Below are 15341 nucleotides of genomic sequence, written 5' to 3'. Positions count from 1 at the left end.
CGAGCCGGTGTCGTTCAGGGTGAAATCGCAGGTCGCGTTCTTGGTGAGCTGGTAGGTCGTGCCGCCCATGGCGACGGTCAGCTTGACCGCATCCACGGTGGCCAGTTTGGCGGACCCGTCGGCTAGCTTGATCACACGGTGGTCACCACTCTTGAGCGCCGTGCAATCTGGGTTGGCGGGCGCCAGGATGGTCGTGAGGGTCGAGGTTGCGGCGGTGGTGCTGCCGGTGCTGTTGGCGATGGCGGTGCTCAGCTCACCCAAGCTGGTGCCGGCACTGGTGATGGTGGATTGCAGCGTGTCCAGAATGGCGTCGTAACCTTGGTGGCTGCCGGCGCTGATCGTGCCGCCCAACATGTCGCCGATGCTGGAAGGATCGACCCCGGCGCTCTTGAGAATCGAAACCAGGGCGGTTTGGGCGCTGCTGACCGCTGCCGCGCTCACCGCTGTCGTCGGGCTGAACGCTGCCACGAACTGGGCCGGATCTTGCCCGCTCAGCTGGGCCACCAGCAATTCGGTGAGCGGCGTGATCTGCGCGGTGGCCTTGCTGCTGCCCGCGCCGGACCCCGGCACCACTGAGTGCAGGACGGTCTTCTTGTCGCCGCTGGTGGCGGTCAGCACGCAGGGCAAGGTGCTGCCGCTGACGGTGACCGAGTAGCTGCCGTCACCGGCTGTGGTTGCCGTGCCGGAGCCGGATGCGCAGGTCAGGTTGACGGCCGCGCCTGCCAACGGCAAGCCGGTCGCGACCACGCCGCTGACGGTCTGTGCCTGAGGCGTGCCGGAATCTCCGCCGCCGCCGCAGGCCGATACGGCAAGCGCCGCGATGCTGATTGCAATGGGTGTGACTTTCATTTTTCCCTCCCTCTGAGCCGTGTTGATGGCAGACAAAAGCCTCTCGTTTCCGGCGTATTGGATAGGAAATGAACGGCAGGCGGATCACCCGAACGGGTGAAAGCGCCAAGACCAAGATGCCTCAGCATGGCAGGCAGCACACCCGTTCCTTCACGGAATTGACGACCTTCCCGGGCCGATTTGAGCAATAAGACGCGTGCATGGCATGATCTTGCGCACATCACCCTGCGATGCGCCCCTTTCTCATAGGAGCACTCACGTGGATTCCATGGACGATGGCCCAGACTCTTCTGCTGCGGCGCTTTCGAAGCTGATCGGTTTGATTTACGACACGGCAGGCGATCAAACGCTTTGGCCGCAGCTATTGGAAAGTATGGCCAGTTATGTGTCCGCGCTCGGCACAGAGACGGTCTTGCCATTTGACACGCGCGATGCAGAACGCATGGTCGCCAATTGGTTCGACGGTTCCGGCGCGTTGACTCCGTTGCGGAGCACCAGCGCACAGCAGGGCGTCTTCGTACACCTGGCACCGCACTTTGCCCGTGCCTATGAATTGCAACGACAAAGCGCTGAGTCGGACGAGCATCGGCGGCTGCTCGAAGTGGCGCTCGACCAATTGCCGCTGGGTGTTGCTGTCATCCGGGCCTCAGGCGCGATTTTGAGCATGAACAGCACGCTGCTCGCGATGCTGCGCGAGCACGGCTGCTTGGCGATTTCGGCGGGCCGCCTGGTCTCGCGGCCGCAGAAGGCGTTGGCGGATGCCTTGCAGCAGGTCACGGCCGAGGCGGGTGTGGATGTGCCGCTTCGACTCGAGGATGCGAATGGCGGCCTGTGCATCTGGGTAAGCCGGCTCCTGGGTGATGAGCAGGCAACTGAAGAGGCCCGGCTCGCGGTCTGGGTTGCGAGTTCCAATGCAAGGTCACTGGCGGAATCGGGCTTGCGCAAATTGTTTGGAACAACGCCGGCCGAAACACGGCTGATTCAGCAGCTCATCACGGGTCGAGCGCTGGATGAAGCGGCGCAAAACCTGGGCATCAGCATCAATACAGCCAAGACACAATTGAAGTCGGTTTTCGAGAAAGTCGGCGTCAAAAGGCAAAGCGAACTTGTCCACGCGATTTATGCGACGCCACTGTGGTTGAAGCTTGATGGCACCGCCCCCCTATCTGCGCATCAGCGCGGGCCGGCAGCACCAACTGATCTGGCAAAGATCCGGCCCGGAGACTCCCAACTCACGTTACCGGACGGGCGTCGACTCGCCTGGTCGGACACCGGGGCCCCCAATGGCTTGCCAATCATCTTCATGCATGCCGTCTCGGGCTCGCGCCACCTGCGCCACCCGGATGACGGCATCTTGTATGAAGAAGGGGTGCGGCTCATCATTCCTGAGCGGCCTGGCATAGGGGATTCCGACCCATTGCCCGGTCGGCGCGTTCGTGATTGGCCGAAAGATGTCGCCGCACTTGCCGATCATCTGGGCCTGCAACGGTTCGTGGTGCTTGGCCATTCCGGCGCGGGGACGCCCTACGCGCTCGCGACCGCGCAATGCTTGTCCGATCGGGTGCGCGCCCTCTATCTTGTTGGAGCCGCTCCGCCGATCGAGCACCTCAAGGATCTCAAGAATTTTTCCGACCATTTCCGCATGATGATTCTGGTCGCGCGATACTCCCCCAATCTCCTGCCTCCGCTTTTGCGCATCTCGATTCGCGGTATCAGGAAGAACGTCTATCAGTTTATGGAGCACATGATGCGGCATGTGCCCGAATCCGATCGTCGTATGTTCGATGACCCTGTGATGCGCGAAAATTACGCGCGCGGTTTATTGGCAAGTGTGAAGCACGGCGAGCAGTATCTTGTTTCGGAAGCCTTGTTGGTTGTGCACGGATGGAGCACAGACGATTTGGCGCTTTCGATGCCGGTCGAGCTCTTTCATGGGGATGCGGATACGCACGTCGCGCTGGCCGGTGCGCAGAAACTTGCCGAGCGAATTCCTGGCGCTCGGCTGCGCGTCATCCGTGGTGGTGGGCACTTCCTGATTTATTCGCACTGGCGGGAGATTCTGCAAGCGATCCGCCAAACTTGTGCGACAGGATAGCGTTGCGCTTCCTGGTGCTGCCACTGCCAATCCCACGTTCACCGCCAGCATCAATCACGCTTGACCAACCACCCGCGCAGCCCCTGCCAGGCACGCAATTTTTCAGAATAGGACAAGGTATGCGCCGGGCTACTCGAAGGCAGCCTGACGACGTGGTGACAATCGCCGTGCTGCGCCAGAGCCTTCAAGCCAATGCGCTCCGCAGTCCCGCCATTGAACGCAATCACAGCCAATTCCGGTAGCGACTGAACCAGCCCCACCAGATCATTGCCTGCGTGATCGCGTATCTTGCTGTCGAGACTGCCCTCGCGTTTCGCTTCCGCCACCACGTCCCATAGACCGACGTGATGCGCCAGCAGCGTTTGCAGTCGGTCGGCATAGTCCATGTGGACCAAGTCTTCTCGCAGGACATCGCCAACCAGTCGCCAGAACTGGTTGTGCTTGTAAGCGTAGTACTGCGCTTGCGCAAGCGATGCCTCCCCGGGCAGGCTGCCCAGGATCAACACGCGCGTGTGCGCGTCGACCACGGGCGGGAAGCATCGCTTAAGCATCAGGCCAGCAGGCGGTTCACGCGCTGCACGTAGGCGGCCGGGTCGGTCAGCGAGCCGCCTTCGGCCAGCAGCGCCTGGTCGAACAGCACGTGCAGGCGGTCTTCGAACGCGGCGCGGTCAGCGTCGCTGCTGGTGACGGTTTCCAGCAGCGCCAGCTTGCGCACCAGCGGATGCGTCGGGTTCAGCTCCAGCACCGGCTTGCTGTCGGGCGCCTGCTGACCGGCCTGCTTGAGCAGGCGCGCCAGCGTGCCGCTGATGTCGCCCTCATCCGCCACCAGGCACGACGGCGAATCGGTCAGGCGGTGCGTGATGCGCACGTCCTTGGCCTTGTCGCCCAGCACGGCCTTGGCGCGCTCGACCAGCGCCTTGAACTCGCCTTCCACCTTGGCGTGCTCGGCCTTCTCGGCCTCGTCTTCCATGCCACCGAGGTTAAGATCGCCGCGTGCCACCGACACCAGTTCCTTCTCTTCGAAGTCGTGCAGGAACGAGAGCATCCACTCGTCCACGCGGTCGGTCAACAGTAGCACTTCCACGCCCTTCTTGCGGAACACTTCCAGGTGCGGGCTGGACTTGGCGGCCGTCCAGTTCTCGGCGGTCACGTAGTAGATCTTGTCCTGGCCGTCCTTCATGCGGCCGAGGTAATCGGCAAGCGAGACGGTCTGCTCGTCACCCGCGTTGTGCGTGGAGGCAAAGCGCAGCAGCTTGGCAATGCGGTCCTTGTTGGCATGGTCCTCGCCGATGCCCTCCTTGAGCACCTGGCCGAAGTGCTGCCAGAAAGTGACGTACTTCTCCTGCTCAGCCGCGTCATCGGAGTCCGCCATCGATTCGAGCATGCCCAGCACACGCTTGGTCGAGCCCTCGCGGATGGCCTTCACGTCGCGGCTTTCCTGCAGGATCTCGCGCGAAACATTCAGCGGCAGGTCGGCCGAGTCGATCACGCCCTTGACGAAGCGCTGGTAGGCCGGCAGCAGTTGCTCGGCGTCGTCCATGATGAAGACGCGCTTGACGTACAGCTTCAGGCCGCTGCGGCGCTCGCGGTCCCACAGGTCGAACGGCGCGTTGGTCGGGATGTACAGCAGCTGCGTGTATTCACTGCGGCCTTCCACGCGGTTGTGGGTCCAGGCCAGCGGCTTGCCATCTTCGTGCGCGATGTGCTGGTAGAAGGCGACGTACTGCTCGTCGGTCACGTCGGCACGCGGGCGGGCCCACAGGGCGCTGGCCTGGTTGATGGTCTCCCACTCGTCCTGCACCACGCTCTGCTGCTTCTCGGCGTCCCACGTTTCCTTGTGCATCTGGATCGGCAGGGAGATGTGGTCCGAATACTTCTGCACGACCGACTTGATGCGCCAGGCCGAGAGGAAATCGTCCTCGCCCTCGCGCAGGTGCAGCGTGATGGTGCTGCCGCGTTCGGCGCGCTCGATCGTGTCGACGGTGAATTCGCCATCGCCGGCGCTTTCCCAGCGCACGCCCTCGGCCGCTGCCAGGCCCGCGCGGCGCGATTCCACCGTCACGCGGTCGGCCACGATAAAGGCCGAATAGAAGCCCACGCCAAACTGGCCAATCAGCGCGGCGTCCTTTTGTTGGTCACCGGAGAGCTGGCTGAAGAACTCGCGCGTGCCCGAGCGGGCGATGGTGCCGAGGTTGCGGATGGCCTCGTCGCGGCTCATGCCGATGCCGTTGTCGGCAATCGTGATGGTGCGCGCGGCGGCATCGAAGCCGATGCGGATGCCCAATTCGGTACCACCCGCACCACCGCCCTCCAGCAGTGACGGATCGGCGATACCCTCGAAGCGCAGCTTGTCCACCGCGTCCGACGCGTTGGAAACCAGCTCGCGCAGGAAGATCTCCTTGTTGCTGTACAGGGAGTGGATCATCAGATGCAGAAGCTGCTTCACTTCTGCCTGGAAGGCCATCTTCTCTTGCGGTGCGCTCATGTGTGTCTCGTGAAAACGTCTGGAAAAGGAATGCGAAGCGGGCGGCACTGCGAGAGTGCGCCCGCGTGAATGGGTGTGCGTCAGATAAGGCGTGGGGCCTGGTTTTCAACCCCGGGGAATCACCCGCCCCTGTCGAGCTGCTCGGCCAGGAACCGCAGCATATCCGGGTCCGTGCTGGTGGCGATGTTGAAGCGCATCCAGGTCGACGGCATCTGCGACGGCGAGAACAAACTGCCCGGCGCAAACACGTAGCCCTGCTCGTGCCCGGCGCGGGCGATGGCGTTGGTGTCCTGCCCGGTATCGGCCCACAGGAACATGCCGGCGCCCTGCTGCGCGAACAGCTTGAGCCCCATGCGCTCCAGGCTGCGCTGCACGCCATCGCGGGCGCGGTCCAGGCGGGCGCGCACGCGCTCGACGTGCTTGCGGTACTGGCCCTCGGTCAGCACCTTGTAAAGCACACGCTCGTTGATCTCCGGCGTGACCAGGCCGGTCAGCAGCTTGCCGTCGGTCAGGTTCTTGGCCAACTCCGGATGGCAGGCGATGAAGCCCACGCGCAGGTTGGCCGCCAGCGTCTTGGAGAAACTGCTCAGGTAGATCACGCGGCGCAGTTGATCCAGGCTGGCCAGCCGCGTGCCGGGGTGCCCGGGCGGGGCGAGGTCGCCGTAGATATCGTCCTCGACGATCAGGAAGCCGTACTGCTCGGCCAGCCGCAACAACTGGAACGCCTTGGCGGCAGAGAGCGACGTGCCGGTCGGGTTGTGCAGAATCGAGTTGATCACCAGCAGCTTGGGCCGGCGCACCTGCACCAGCCCCTCCAGCGCGACCAGGTCCGGCCCCTCGGTGGTGTACGGCACGCCGATCACCTGCGCGCCCTGCGCGGCAAAGCGGCCGAACATCAGGAACCACGCCGGGTCGCCCACCAGCACCGTGTCGCCGGGTTGCACGTACTGGCGCGCAATCAGGTCGAGCGACGAGGTGATGCCCGAGGTCATGACGATCTGGTCGGGCCGCGCACCGATCTCCAGCTCCGCCAGCCGCGTCTGCAACTGCTGGCGCAGCGGCAGGAAACCCTGCGGCGTGCCCCAGGACAGGAACTGGTTGCCGTTCTGGCGGCCGAGCGTGCGCAGCGCATTGGCGATCAGCTCGCCATCGAGCCAGCCATTGGGCAGGAAGCCGATGCCCGGCGCCTTGCGCGGCTCGGCCGAGTGGAACATGTTGCGCAGCAGCCAGGCCACGTCGATCTTGCGTGCGGTCGCCGGCGGCGCGGCGGGCTCCTCGGGCAGCGGCGCGTGGCGCTCCTTCACATAGAAGCCCGAGCCCCGGCGCGATTCCAGGTAACCCTGCGCCACCAAGCGCTCGTAAGCCTCGACCACGGTGAAGCGCGAGATGCTCTTCTCCTGCGCCAGCTGCCGGATCGACGGCATGCGCATGCCGGCGCGAAAGACGCGCTCGTCGATGCGCATGCGCGCCCACTCGGTCAACTGGTCGACCAGCGTCATCTGCGCCGAGGGGATCGGGTCCGGCAACTGCTCCGCCGCCGGACGGGCGGCCGCGCGCCGGGCGTCCAGGCTGACGATGTGGGAGGAATGATTCATGACCGAAGGCCCAAAAACTGTACAGAAAGCGCCACGACAAAGTGTACAGGTACTGTACAGCCACACTTCGTTACCATCAAGGTCGGCTTTCTCTCCCCACGCCCTGGAGCCCCGCCATGCCGACGTTGAAGCGCTTTGACGAAGACGCCTACCGCACCGAATGCGACGCCACCGTCGTCGCCGTGCACCCGGAAGGCATCGAGCTGGACCAGACCGTGTTCTACGCCCGCAGTGGCGGTCAGGCCGGCGACACCGGCACCCTGCTCCTGCGCGACGGGCAAACCGTGGCGATTGCCGACACCCTCTACAGCCCGGATCGCCAGACCGTGCTGCATGTGCCGGCCGATGCGGCGGACGCCGCCCTCCTTTCACCGGGCGTGCCTGTGACAGCCTCCATCGACTGGGACCGCCGTCACCGCCTGATGCGGCTGCATACGTGCCTGCACCTGCTGGGCTCGCTGATCCCGGTGCCGGTCACGGGCTGCGGCATCTCGCCGGACTCCGGTCGCATCGATTTCGACCTGCCCGAATCGACACTCGACCGCGACACGCTCACCACACAGCTCAATGCACTGATCAGCCGCGACACGCCGGTGCGCATCGACCTGATCACGCCGGAAGAACTGGCCGCGCAGCCCGAACTCGTGCGCACCATCGGCGCGGCGCCGCCGGTGGGCGCTTCGGCCATCCGCATCGTCCATATCGACGGCATCGACCGCCAGCCGTGTGGAGGCACCCATGTGCGCGCCACCGGCGAGATCGGCCGCGTGGCCGTCACCAGGATCGAGAAGAAGAGCCGTCAGAACCGCCGCGTGGTGGTGGCCTTTGCTGACTGAGCAGATCAAGACGAAAGCACACCATGAGCCAATCCACCGCCCTGCCCCTGGGCCCTACGCCCCATACGCCCGACCACGCTGAACGCCGTGGCCTGCTGCTCGGCTTCATCGGCGTGGCGATCTTCAGCCAGACGCTGCCGTTCACGCGCATGGCCGTGGCCGAGCTGGATGCGACCTTCGTGGCGTTGGCGCGTGCGGTGCTGGCGAGCGTGCTGGCGCTGTGCTTGTTGACTGCGACTGGTGCGTTCTCCGCCGCCCGGCGCCCGCACGGCCGCCAGTGGTGGCAACTGGCGGTGACGGCGGCCGGCGTGGTGGTCGGCTTTCCGCTGTTCTCTTCGCTGGCGATGCGTGATGTGCCGGCCGCGCACGGCGCCATCATCACTGGGCTGCTCCCGCTGGCTACGGCCGTGTTTGCGGCATGGTTCGGGCGCGAGCGGCCATCGCCGTCGTTCTGGCTGTGCGCCGTGCTTGGCAGCATGCTGGTGGTTTCGTTCGCGCTGATGCGCGGGGCGGGCGCCCTGCACCGGGCCGACTGGCTGCTGTTCGCCGCCATGGTGACCGGCGCCCTTGGCTACGCAACCGGCGGCAAGCTCTCACGCGAGCTGGGCGGTACGCAGACCATCGCCTGGGCGCTGGTGGTGTCGCTGCCCGTGGTGTTGCCGCTGGTGGGTGCGCTGGCCTGGCTACCGGCCACGCATCAGGCCGAAGCGCTGGCGCAGGCCTCGGGCCGCGCCTGGATGGGCCTGGCCTACGTGTCGGCCTTCTCCATGTTCATCGGCTTCCTGTTCAGGTACTCCGGCCTGGCCGCGGGCGGTGTTGCGCGGGTCGGCCAGATACAATTGCTGCAACCGTTCATGACGCTGATCGGCGGCTGGCTGCTGCTGGGCGAGCCGCTCGACGCGCCCACCGTGCTGTTTGCGCTGGCTGTGATTGCCGTGGTCGGCATCGGCCGCCGCACATCGGTGCGCCGATAGCGTTGTCATCCCATCCCGTTCACCGCACACCTCAAGGAGTCTTCATGACCATCTCGCACGACGCCCAGGCCAAGCTCAAGCAACTGGGCATCGAACTGCCCGCCGCCGGCGCCCCCGCTGCCGCCTACGTGATGGCCGCGCAGACCGGCGACCTGGTGTTCCTGTCCGGCCACATTGCCAAGCAGGACGGCAAGCCGTGGGTTGGCAAGCTCGGCGCCGACATGACCACCGAGCAGGGCAAGGCCGCCGCGCGCGCCATCGCCGTCGACCTGCTGGCCACGCTGTCCACCCACCTGGGCGGCAACCTGAACCGCGTCACGCGCATCGTCAAGGTCATGAGCCTGGTCAACTCCACGCCCGACTTCACCGAGCAGCACCTGGTGACCAACGGCGCGTCGGAGCTGCTGGCCGAAGTCTTCGGCGATGCCGGCAAGCATGCCCGCAGCGCCTTCGGCGTCGCACAGATTCCGCTGGGCGCCTGCGTTGAGATCGAACTGATCGCCGAAGTCGCTTAAGCATCGCATTTTGTAGCCCCCCGCGACGGCCGCCCCGTGCTAGCGGGGGCCGTTGCCTGCTATCCTCGCCGTTTTTGCCCACCCCATCCGGCGCCTGCCCACAAGGTGGGCGCCGCAATACAAGGACCACACCATGGACCACTCCGCCTGTACCTTCTCCCGCCGTGCTCAGCAACTCACCAGCTCGGCGATCCGGGAAATCCTGAAGATCACCGAGCGCCCCGAGGTGATTTCGTTTGCCGGCGGCCTGCCCGCGCCGGTCACCTTCCCGGTAGAGGCGATCCAGGCGGCGTGCGCGCGCATGTTTGCGGACAACCCGCAGGCCGCATTGCAATACGGCCCGACGGAGGGGTTGTCCGCGCTGCGGGAATGGATTGCGAAGCGCCATGGCACGACCGCCTCGCGCGTGCTCATCACGACAGGCTCGCAGCAGGGGCTCGACCTGCTGGGTAAGGTGTTCATCGATCCGCAAAGCAAGGTGATGGTGGAAACGCCCAGCTACCTCGGCGCCCTGCAATCGTTCTCGCTGTTCGAGCCGGCCTATGCATCGGTACCCAGCGACGACAAGGGCCTGCTGCCCGAAGCGCTGACACCCGAGCTGACCGCCGGCGCGCGCTTCTTCTACACCATCCCGAACTTCCAGAACCCCACCGGCCGCCGCCTGCCGCTGGACCGCCGCCAGGCCCTGGTGGCCGCTGCCCGCGAACTCGGCGTGCTGCTGGTCGAGGACGATCCGTACGGCGAGCTGAGCTACACCGGCGACCAACTGCCGTCGCTGCGCTCGCTCAACCCGGACGGCGTGGTCTACATGGGTTCGTTCTCGAAGATCCTGGCACCGGGCATGCGCCTGGGCTACATCATTGCGCCCGAGCACATCCACTTCAAGCTGGTCCAGGCCAAGCAGGCCTCCGACCTGCACACGCCGAGCTTCACGCAGCGCGTGGCCTATGAAGTGCTCAAGACCGGCCTGCTTGACACGCACATCCCGACCATCCGTGATCTGTACGGCAAGCAATGCGAGGCGATGCTGGATTCGCTCAAGCGCCACATGCCCGCGGGCGTGCACTGGAACCGCCCGGAAGGCGGCATGTTCATCTGGGTGGAAGTGCCGGAAGGCATCGATACCATGGCGCTGCTGGAAAAGGCCGTCGCGCGCAACGTGGCCTTCGTGCCGGGCGCGCCGTTCTACGCCAACGCGCCGCGCCGCAACACCCTGCGCCTGGCCTTCGTGACCGTGCCGCCGGAGCGCATCGAGCAAGGCATTGCGGTGCTGGGCGAGCTGCTCCGCGCCGAGATCGCCGCGCTCACGCCCAAGGCTGCCTAAACTCTCAATCGATACACCAACAGCAAGGAGCCGTCGTCGATGCTGCGGATCTGGGGAAGACTCTCGTCGGTCAACGTACAGAAAGTGGTCTGGTGCGCGCGCGAGCTGTCGCTGGACCATGAGCGCATCGACGTCGGTGGCGCCTTCGGGGGCGTCAACACGCCGGCATTCCTGGCGATGAACCCCAACGGCATGATTCCCGTGATCGAAGACGGCCTGGACGATGCCGGCGACGCGCGCTTCGTGCTGTGGGAGTCCAACGCCATCGTGCGCTACCTGTCGGCGCGCTACGGCCCGGGCAATCTCTACCCGCTCGAGCTGCACGAACGCGCCGATGCCGACTGCTGGATGGACTGGCAGACCACGACGTTCAGCCCCTCGATGGTGGATGCCTTCCTGCAGCTCATACGCACGCCGGAAGACCAGCGCGACGCAGCCCGCATCGAGCGCTCACGCCAGGCGGCCGAGCGCACCACCGCCATCCTCGACACCGTGCTTGGCAAGCGGCCGTACGTGGCTGGTCAACGCTTCACCATGGCCGACATCGTCTGCGGCTGTGCTGCGCACCGCTGGTTTGGCCTGCCGCTGGAGCGCCCGCCGCGCCCGAATCTGGAGCGCTGGATGGCCGAGCTGCGCGATCGCCGTGCGGCGCAGGAAGTGTTGGCGCTGCCCGTCGTCTGACTGCATTCGCGTCGATGTCCGGCGATTTCCTGGCGGACGGCTACGCCCTCCTCCCTGAGGTGCTGGCCGATGACCTCTGCGCGCAGCTTGCCGACCGGCTGCAGGCAGATGGCGCCGGCACGCGCGAACTCCTCCCACAGCCCTGGTGCACCGCATTGGCGATCCGCCTGCGCGAGCACCGCGCCCTCAAGCCGCTGATCCCTGCCGCTCAAGTTGCGCTGGGCACAAGCCGTTTAGCCCTGCAGCACGCCGCACATTAAGCCCGTAACAAACCAACTGCGGTAGCATCGACCGCGCACGGCGACCCGACGCCGGCGCGGTCTTTCTGTTTTCACCGAGGGAAACCCGGATGCCATTCCACCGACCTTCCACCCCCGTCGCCACGATCCTGTGGGGCGTGCTCTACCTGGTTGCCGCCATCGTGTCGCACCGCCTGAACGGGCCGATCGACATGACGGGCTATTGCTGGCTGCCAGCGGGCGTGACCATGGCGGCGTTCCTGCTGCGGCCATATCGGGAGTGGCCGGGGCTGGGCGCGGCGTTTGCCGTGGCACAACTGGCGCTGGCCGCGATCGAACACACCAACCCGGCACACGCCATGCTCTTCGTGCTGGACGAGGCCGGCAGCTCGGCGCTGGCGGTGGCGCTGGTGCGGCTGGCACGGGTGCCGCTGGAGGGCCTGTACTTCCTGCGCGCGATGCTGGTGGCCGGCGCCGTCAGTGCGCTGCTGGGCGCGGTGTTTGGGGCGGCGTGGTTTGCGTGGTCACAAGGCGGGGCGTTTGGCCACGTGCTGCGCATCTGGGCGGCATCGGATTTCCTGGGCGTGCTGATCGTCACACCGGTGCTGGCGGCATGGTCGCGTTTTCGCGCTTTCCGCTCGGGCGGCGCAGACCGTACCGATTTCCTGCTTGGCCTGGCGGCGTTCGTGGCGCTGGCGGTGTCGTCCTACGTGATCTTCGACGGCAACAGCGACGCCAAATTCGGCGACGGCATCGGCTTTGCGCTGACGTATATCCCGCTGTTCTTTGCCGTGGTGGTCGCCCTGCTGTGGGGAGGGCGCGGCGGGTCCGTGGCGGTACTGCTGCTGACGCTGGTGGCGCTCACGCAGACGGCCGAGGGCGATGGCCCCTTTGCCGTGCTCGATCGGAACTACGGGCAGTCGCTGCTTGAGGCGCAGCTGTATCTCGGTATCGCCGCGCTGCTGGTGCTGCTGGTGAGCGCGCTCAAGACCACGCGCGAGCAATTGCACGAACAGAGCGCGCAATGGCAAAACCGCGTCGAGCTGGCGCTGGCCGCCGCCGGCCAACTGGTCTACACCATCGACCCCGCCAGCGGCCGCATCGACTGGGGCGGCGATAGCGCGCTGATGTTCGGCCATGACGCGGCCACCATGGCCTCGGTCGATACCGTCCTGCAGCTGGTCCATCCCGACGACCGCGAGGCGCTACGCGCGCGCTGGTCGGGCGCCGCACCGGCCGATGTCGATGCCACCCCGGCGCGCCGCCAGACCCTGCGCATCAGCGCGCGCGACGGCACGCTGCACACCGTGGTCGACACCGGCACGCCCCTGGCGGATGCCATGGGCAACACGGCGCTGATCGCCGGCACCTGGCTGGTCGAGACCGCACGGTGACGGCCAACCCGCACGGCAAGACCGCCGTGCTACTGATCCACGGACTGGGCGGGACGTCCTATGACCTGGGCGTGCTGCAGAAGGCGCTGCGCAGCGCCGGCGCGGTCACGCACGCCCCCACCCTGCCCGGCCACGGCACGCATCCGCACGACCTGATTGGCACGCGGGCCGAGGCGTGGCTCGACACGCTCACGCAAACGTATCTTCAGCTCACCACCGAGCACGAGACCGTGCACATCGCGGGGATGTGCATGGGTGCCCTGCTGGCACTGGTGCTGGCGCATCGCGTGCAGCATGGCGCGGCGCGCCCGCAGGACCGCCTGGCCCTGCTGGCTACGCCGCTGCACATCGACGGCTGGTCGACGCCGTGGTATCGCGAGCTGCGCCACGTGGTGTACCGCATCCCCGGCATGGCCGCACGCATGCGCGTGGACGAAGCCGAGCCGTTCGGCATCAAGAACCCGCTGTTGCGGCGGATCATCAAGGCCAAGCTCGCGCGCGGCGACACCTTCCACTACCCGTGGGTGCCGCTCACCTGCATTCGGGAAGTGGACCGGTTGCGTGGCTGGGCGCACGCTGCGGCGCCCGAGACGACGTGCCAGACGCTGCTCATCCATGCCCGCGAAGACGAGCTGACCAGCCTGCGTTCGGCCGAAACGCTGCAGGCGACGCTGCCCAACGCCCGCAGCGTGGTGCTGGAGAACAGCTACCACATGGTCTGCGTGGACAACGACCGCGACCTGGTCGCGGCCGAGGTGCTGGGCTTCTTCGGGTTCGATGCGGCGGCGGTCCGGCGCAAGAGCCCGGCTACCGCCGACTGATCCCGCATCAGGCGGCCGGCCCCGCCCCCGCCACCTCGTGCTCGTGCGCCGCATCCAGCCGGCGCTGACGCTCGCTGCCCTTGAACACGCGCCGCACCACCACGAAGAACACCGGCACCAGGAACACCGCCAGCACCGTCGCCGTGATGATCCCGCCCAGCACGCCCGTGCCGATGGCGCGCTGGCTGGCCGAGGCCGCGCCGCTCGCAATCGCCAGCGGCACCACGCCGAAGGCAAACGCCAACGACGTCATCACGATCGGCCGGAAGCGCAGACGCGCCGCCTCCAGCGTGGCGTCGATCAGGCCCATGCCTTGCGCATACAGGTCCTTGGCCACCTCGATGATCAGGATCGCGTTCTTGGCCGACAGGCCGATGGTGGCGATCAGGCCGACCTTGAAGTAGATGTCGTTGGGCAGAAAGCGCAGCGTGGCGCCCAGCAGCGCGCCGAACACGCCCAGCGGCACCACCAGGATCACCGCCAGCGGAATCGACCAGCTCTCGTACAGCGCGGCCAGGCACAGGAACACCACCAGGATCGACAGCGCGAACAGCGCGGGCGCCTGCGCACCTGAGAGCCGCTCCTCGTACGACTGGCCGGTCCACTCGTAGCCGAAGCCTTCGGGCAGGCCGCGTGCGATGGATTCCATCGCCGCCATGGCCTCGCCGGAGCTGTGGCCGGGCGCGGGCGAACCGGTGATCGTCATCGACGGATAGCCGTTGTAGCGGTCCAACCTCAGCGGCCCGACGACCCACTTGGCGGTGGTAAACGCCGACAGCGGCACCATCGCGCCCGCGGCATTGCGCACGTGCATGCGGCCGAGCTGCTCGATCGACACGCGCTGCTTGCCATCGGCCTGCACGATCACGCGGCGTACCTGGTTGCGGTAGACGAAGTCGCCCGCGTAATCCGAGCCGAACATCACGGCCAGCGTGCGGTTGATGTCGTCGATCGACACGCCCATCGATAGCGCCTTCTTGCGATCGACGTCGATCAGGATCTGCGGCGCATCACCCTGGCCGGCAAAGGTGACCTCGGACAGCGCAGGATGCTTGGCCGCCTCGGCCAGCACGCGGTCGCGCGCCTGGGCCAGGCGCTCGTAGCCGGCGCCGCTGCGGTCCTGCAGGCGCAGGTCGAAGCCGGGCTTGCTGCCGAGTTCGGGCAGTGCGGGCGAGTTCATCGCCATGACCGTGGCACCCTTGATGTTGCCGAACGCTGCATTGGCGCGTGCGACCACGGCGTCGACGTGCTGTGCGTCCGACTTGCGGTCCTTCCAATCCTTGAGCGTGAGGAACAGCATCGCCGCATTCTGGCCGTTGCCGAACAGGCTGAAGCCGGTGATGGCCAGCGTGGAGGCCACCACGGGCTCCTTGGTGATGAAGTACTGCTCGGCCTCGCGCACCACGTCGAGCGTCTGCGCCTGCGTGGCGCCGGTGGGCAGCACGACGACGGTCATGAACTGGCCGGTGTCCTCTTCTGGCAGGAAGGCGGTCGGCAGTTGCATGAACAGCAGCACCACCACGCCGATCACCG

Annotated in this window: 13 protein-coding genes and 1 pseudogene; 9 read left to right on the top strand and 5 right to left on the bottom strand. The window is 66.4% G+C overall.

Features of this window, described 5'->3' with window-relative positions:
* A pseudogene (locus QZ609_RS16360) lies at window positions 1-885 on the bottom strand (hypothetical protein); the annotation flags it as partial.
* Window positions 886-1117: 232 nt separating this feature from the next.
* Between QZ609_RS16360 and QZ609_RS16355 the strand changes: the two are divergent.
* Window positions 1118-2944, top strand: coding sequence for an alpha/beta hydrolase (locus QZ609_RS16355; RefSeq protein ID WP_295497010.1), 1827 nt, complete (start codon window positions 1118-1120; stop codon window positions 2942-2944).
* 50 nt (window positions 2945-2994) lie between these two features.
* On the opposite strand, the gene QZ609_RS16350 is transcribed toward QZ609_RS16355, so the two are convergent.
* The 3 genes from QZ609_RS16350 to QZ609_RS16340 all read right to left on the bottom strand — a co-directional run bounded on the left by QZ609_RS16350 (window position 2995) and on the right by QZ609_RS16340 (window position 7024).
* Window positions 2995-3498 carry a DNA-deoxyinosine glycosylase gene (locus QZ609_RS16350; protein WP_295497007.1) on the bottom strand — a complete coding sequence of 168 codons (504 nt, stop codon included), beginning with the start codon at window positions 3496-3498 and terminating at the stop codon, window positions 2995-2997.
* Entirely contained in the window at window positions 3495-5429 is a 1935-nt protein-coding gene (htpG, locus tag QZ609_RS16345; protein ID WP_295497004.1) for a molecular chaperone HtpG, read from the bottom strand. The genes QZ609_RS16350 and htpG overlap by 4 nt, the downstream gene beginning before the upstream one ends.
* A 119-nt stretch (window positions 5430-5548) precedes the next feature.
* Window positions 5549-7024 (bottom strand): PLP-dependent aminotransferase family protein, encoded by a 1476-nt coding sequence (locus QZ609_RS16340; protein WP_295497001.1) that lies wholly within the window; start codon window positions 7022-7024, stop codon window positions 5549-5551.
* A 116-nt stretch (window positions 7025-7140) separates the two neighbouring features.
* Between QZ609_RS16340 and QZ609_RS16335 the strand changes: the two genes are divergently transcribed.
* The 8 genes from QZ609_RS16335 to QZ609_RS16300 all read left to right on the top strand — a co-directional run bounded on the left by QZ609_RS16335 (window position 7141) and on the right by QZ609_RS16300 (window position 13808).
* Complete coding sequence (locus tag QZ609_RS16335; protein WP_295496999.1) at window positions 7141-7860, top strand: alanyl-tRNA editing protein; 720 nt, start codon at window positions 7141-7143, stop codon at window positions 7858-7860.
* A gap of 23 nt (window positions 7861-7883) precedes the next feature.
* Entirely contained in the window at window positions 7884-8834 is a 951-nt protein-coding gene (locus QZ609_RS16330) for a DMT family transporter (RefSeq protein WP_295496996.1), read from the top strand.
* 44 nt (window positions 8835-8878) lie between these two features.
* On the top strand, window positions 8879-9349 hold the full coding sequence (locus tag QZ609_RS16325) for a RidA family protein (protein ID WP_295496994.1): 471 nt from the start codon (window positions 8879-8881) through the stop codon (window positions 9347-9349).
* A 133-nt stretch (window positions 9350-9482) separates the two neighbouring features.
* Window positions 9483-10673 carry a PLP-dependent aminotransferase family protein gene (locus QZ609_RS16320; RefSeq protein WP_295496992.1) on the top strand — a complete coding sequence of 397 codons (1191 nt, stop codon included), beginning with the start codon at window positions 9483-9485 and terminating at the stop codon, window positions 10671-10673.
* A 39-nt stretch (window positions 10674-10712) separates the two neighbouring features.
* Window positions 10713-11354, top strand: a complete 642-nt coding sequence (locus QZ609_RS16315) for a glutathione S-transferase (protein ID WP_295496989.1) — start codon at window positions 10713-10715, stop codon at window positions 11352-11354.
* Window positions 11355-11368: 14 nt separating this feature from the next.
* On the top strand, window positions 11369-11614 hold the full coding sequence (locus tag QZ609_RS16310) for a hypothetical protein (RefSeq protein WP_295496986.1): 246 nt from the start codon (window positions 11369-11371) through the stop codon (window positions 11612-11614).
* Between the two features lie 89 nt (window positions 11615-11703).
* Window positions 11704-12987, top strand: a complete 1284-nt coding sequence (locus QZ609_RS16305) for an MASE1 domain-containing protein (protein WP_295496983.1) — start codon at window positions 11704-11706, stop codon at window positions 12985-12987.
* Complete coding sequence (locus QZ609_RS16300) at window positions 12984-13808, top strand: alpha/beta fold hydrolase (RefSeq protein WP_295496980.1); 825 nt, start codon at window positions 12984-12986, stop codon at window positions 13806-13808. The genes QZ609_RS16305 and QZ609_RS16300 overlap by 4 nt, the downstream gene beginning before the upstream one ends.
* Window positions 13809-13815: 7 nt before the next feature.
* On the opposite strand, the gene QZ609_RS16295 is transcribed toward QZ609_RS16300, so the two are convergent.
* On the bottom strand, window positions 13816-15341 hold a 1526-nt coding region (locus tag QZ609_RS16295), incomplete at its 5' end, for an efflux RND transporter permease subunit (RefSeq protein WP_295496977.1).

The sequence above is a fragment of the uncultured Ralstonia sp. genome (assembly GCA_913056305.1).
GTDB lineage: Bacteria > Pseudomonadota > Gammaproteobacteria > Burkholderiales > Burkholderiaceae > Ralstonia.
The sequence above is the reverse complement of the archived record's forward strand: the minus strand, read 5'-3'. Positions and strand labels throughout refer to the sequence as shown.

Excerpts from the sequence above, each read along its gene's own strand:
- QZ609_RS16315 (WP_295496989.1), top strand. The coding sequence starts at position 10,713 with ATGCTGCGGATCTGGGGAAGACTCTCGTCGGTCAACGTACAGAAAGTG.
- QZ609_RS16320 (WP_295496992.1), top strand. The coding sequence starts at position 9,483 with ATGGACCACTCCGCCTGTACCTTCTCCCGCCGTGCTCAGCAACTCACC.
- QZ609_RS16335 (WP_295496999.1), top strand. The coding sequence starts at position 7,141 with ATGCCGACGTTGAAGCGCTTTGACGAAGACGCCTACCGCACCGAATGC.
- QZ609_RS16310 (WP_295496986.1), top strand. The coding sequence starts at position 11,369 with ATGTCCGGCGATTTCCTGGCGGACGGCTACGCCCTCCTCCCTGAGGTG.
- QZ609_RS16340 (WP_295497001.1), bottom strand. The coding sequence starts at position 7,024 with ATGAATCATTCCTCCCACATCGTCAGCCTGGACGCCCGGCGCGCGGCC.
- QZ609_RS16325 (WP_295496994.1), top strand. The coding sequence starts at position 8,879 with ATGACCATCTCGCACGACGCCCAGGCCAAGCTCAAGCAACTGGGCATC.
- QZ609_RS16330 (WP_295496996.1), top strand. The coding sequence starts at position 7,884 with ATGAGCCAATCCACCGCCCTGCCCCTGGGCCCTACGCCCCATACGCCC.
- QZ609_RS16355 (WP_295497010.1), top strand. The coding sequence starts at position 1,118 with ATGGACGATGGCCCAGACTCTTCTGCTGCGGCGCTTTCGAAGCTGATC.
- QZ609_RS16305 (WP_295496983.1), top strand. The coding sequence starts at position 11,704 with ATGCCATTCCACCGACCTTCCACCCCCGTCGCCACGATCCTGTGGGGC.
- htpG (WP_295497004.1), bottom strand. The coding sequence starts at position 5,429 with ATGAGCGCACCGCAAGAGAAGATGGCCTTCCAGGCAGAAGTGAAGCAG.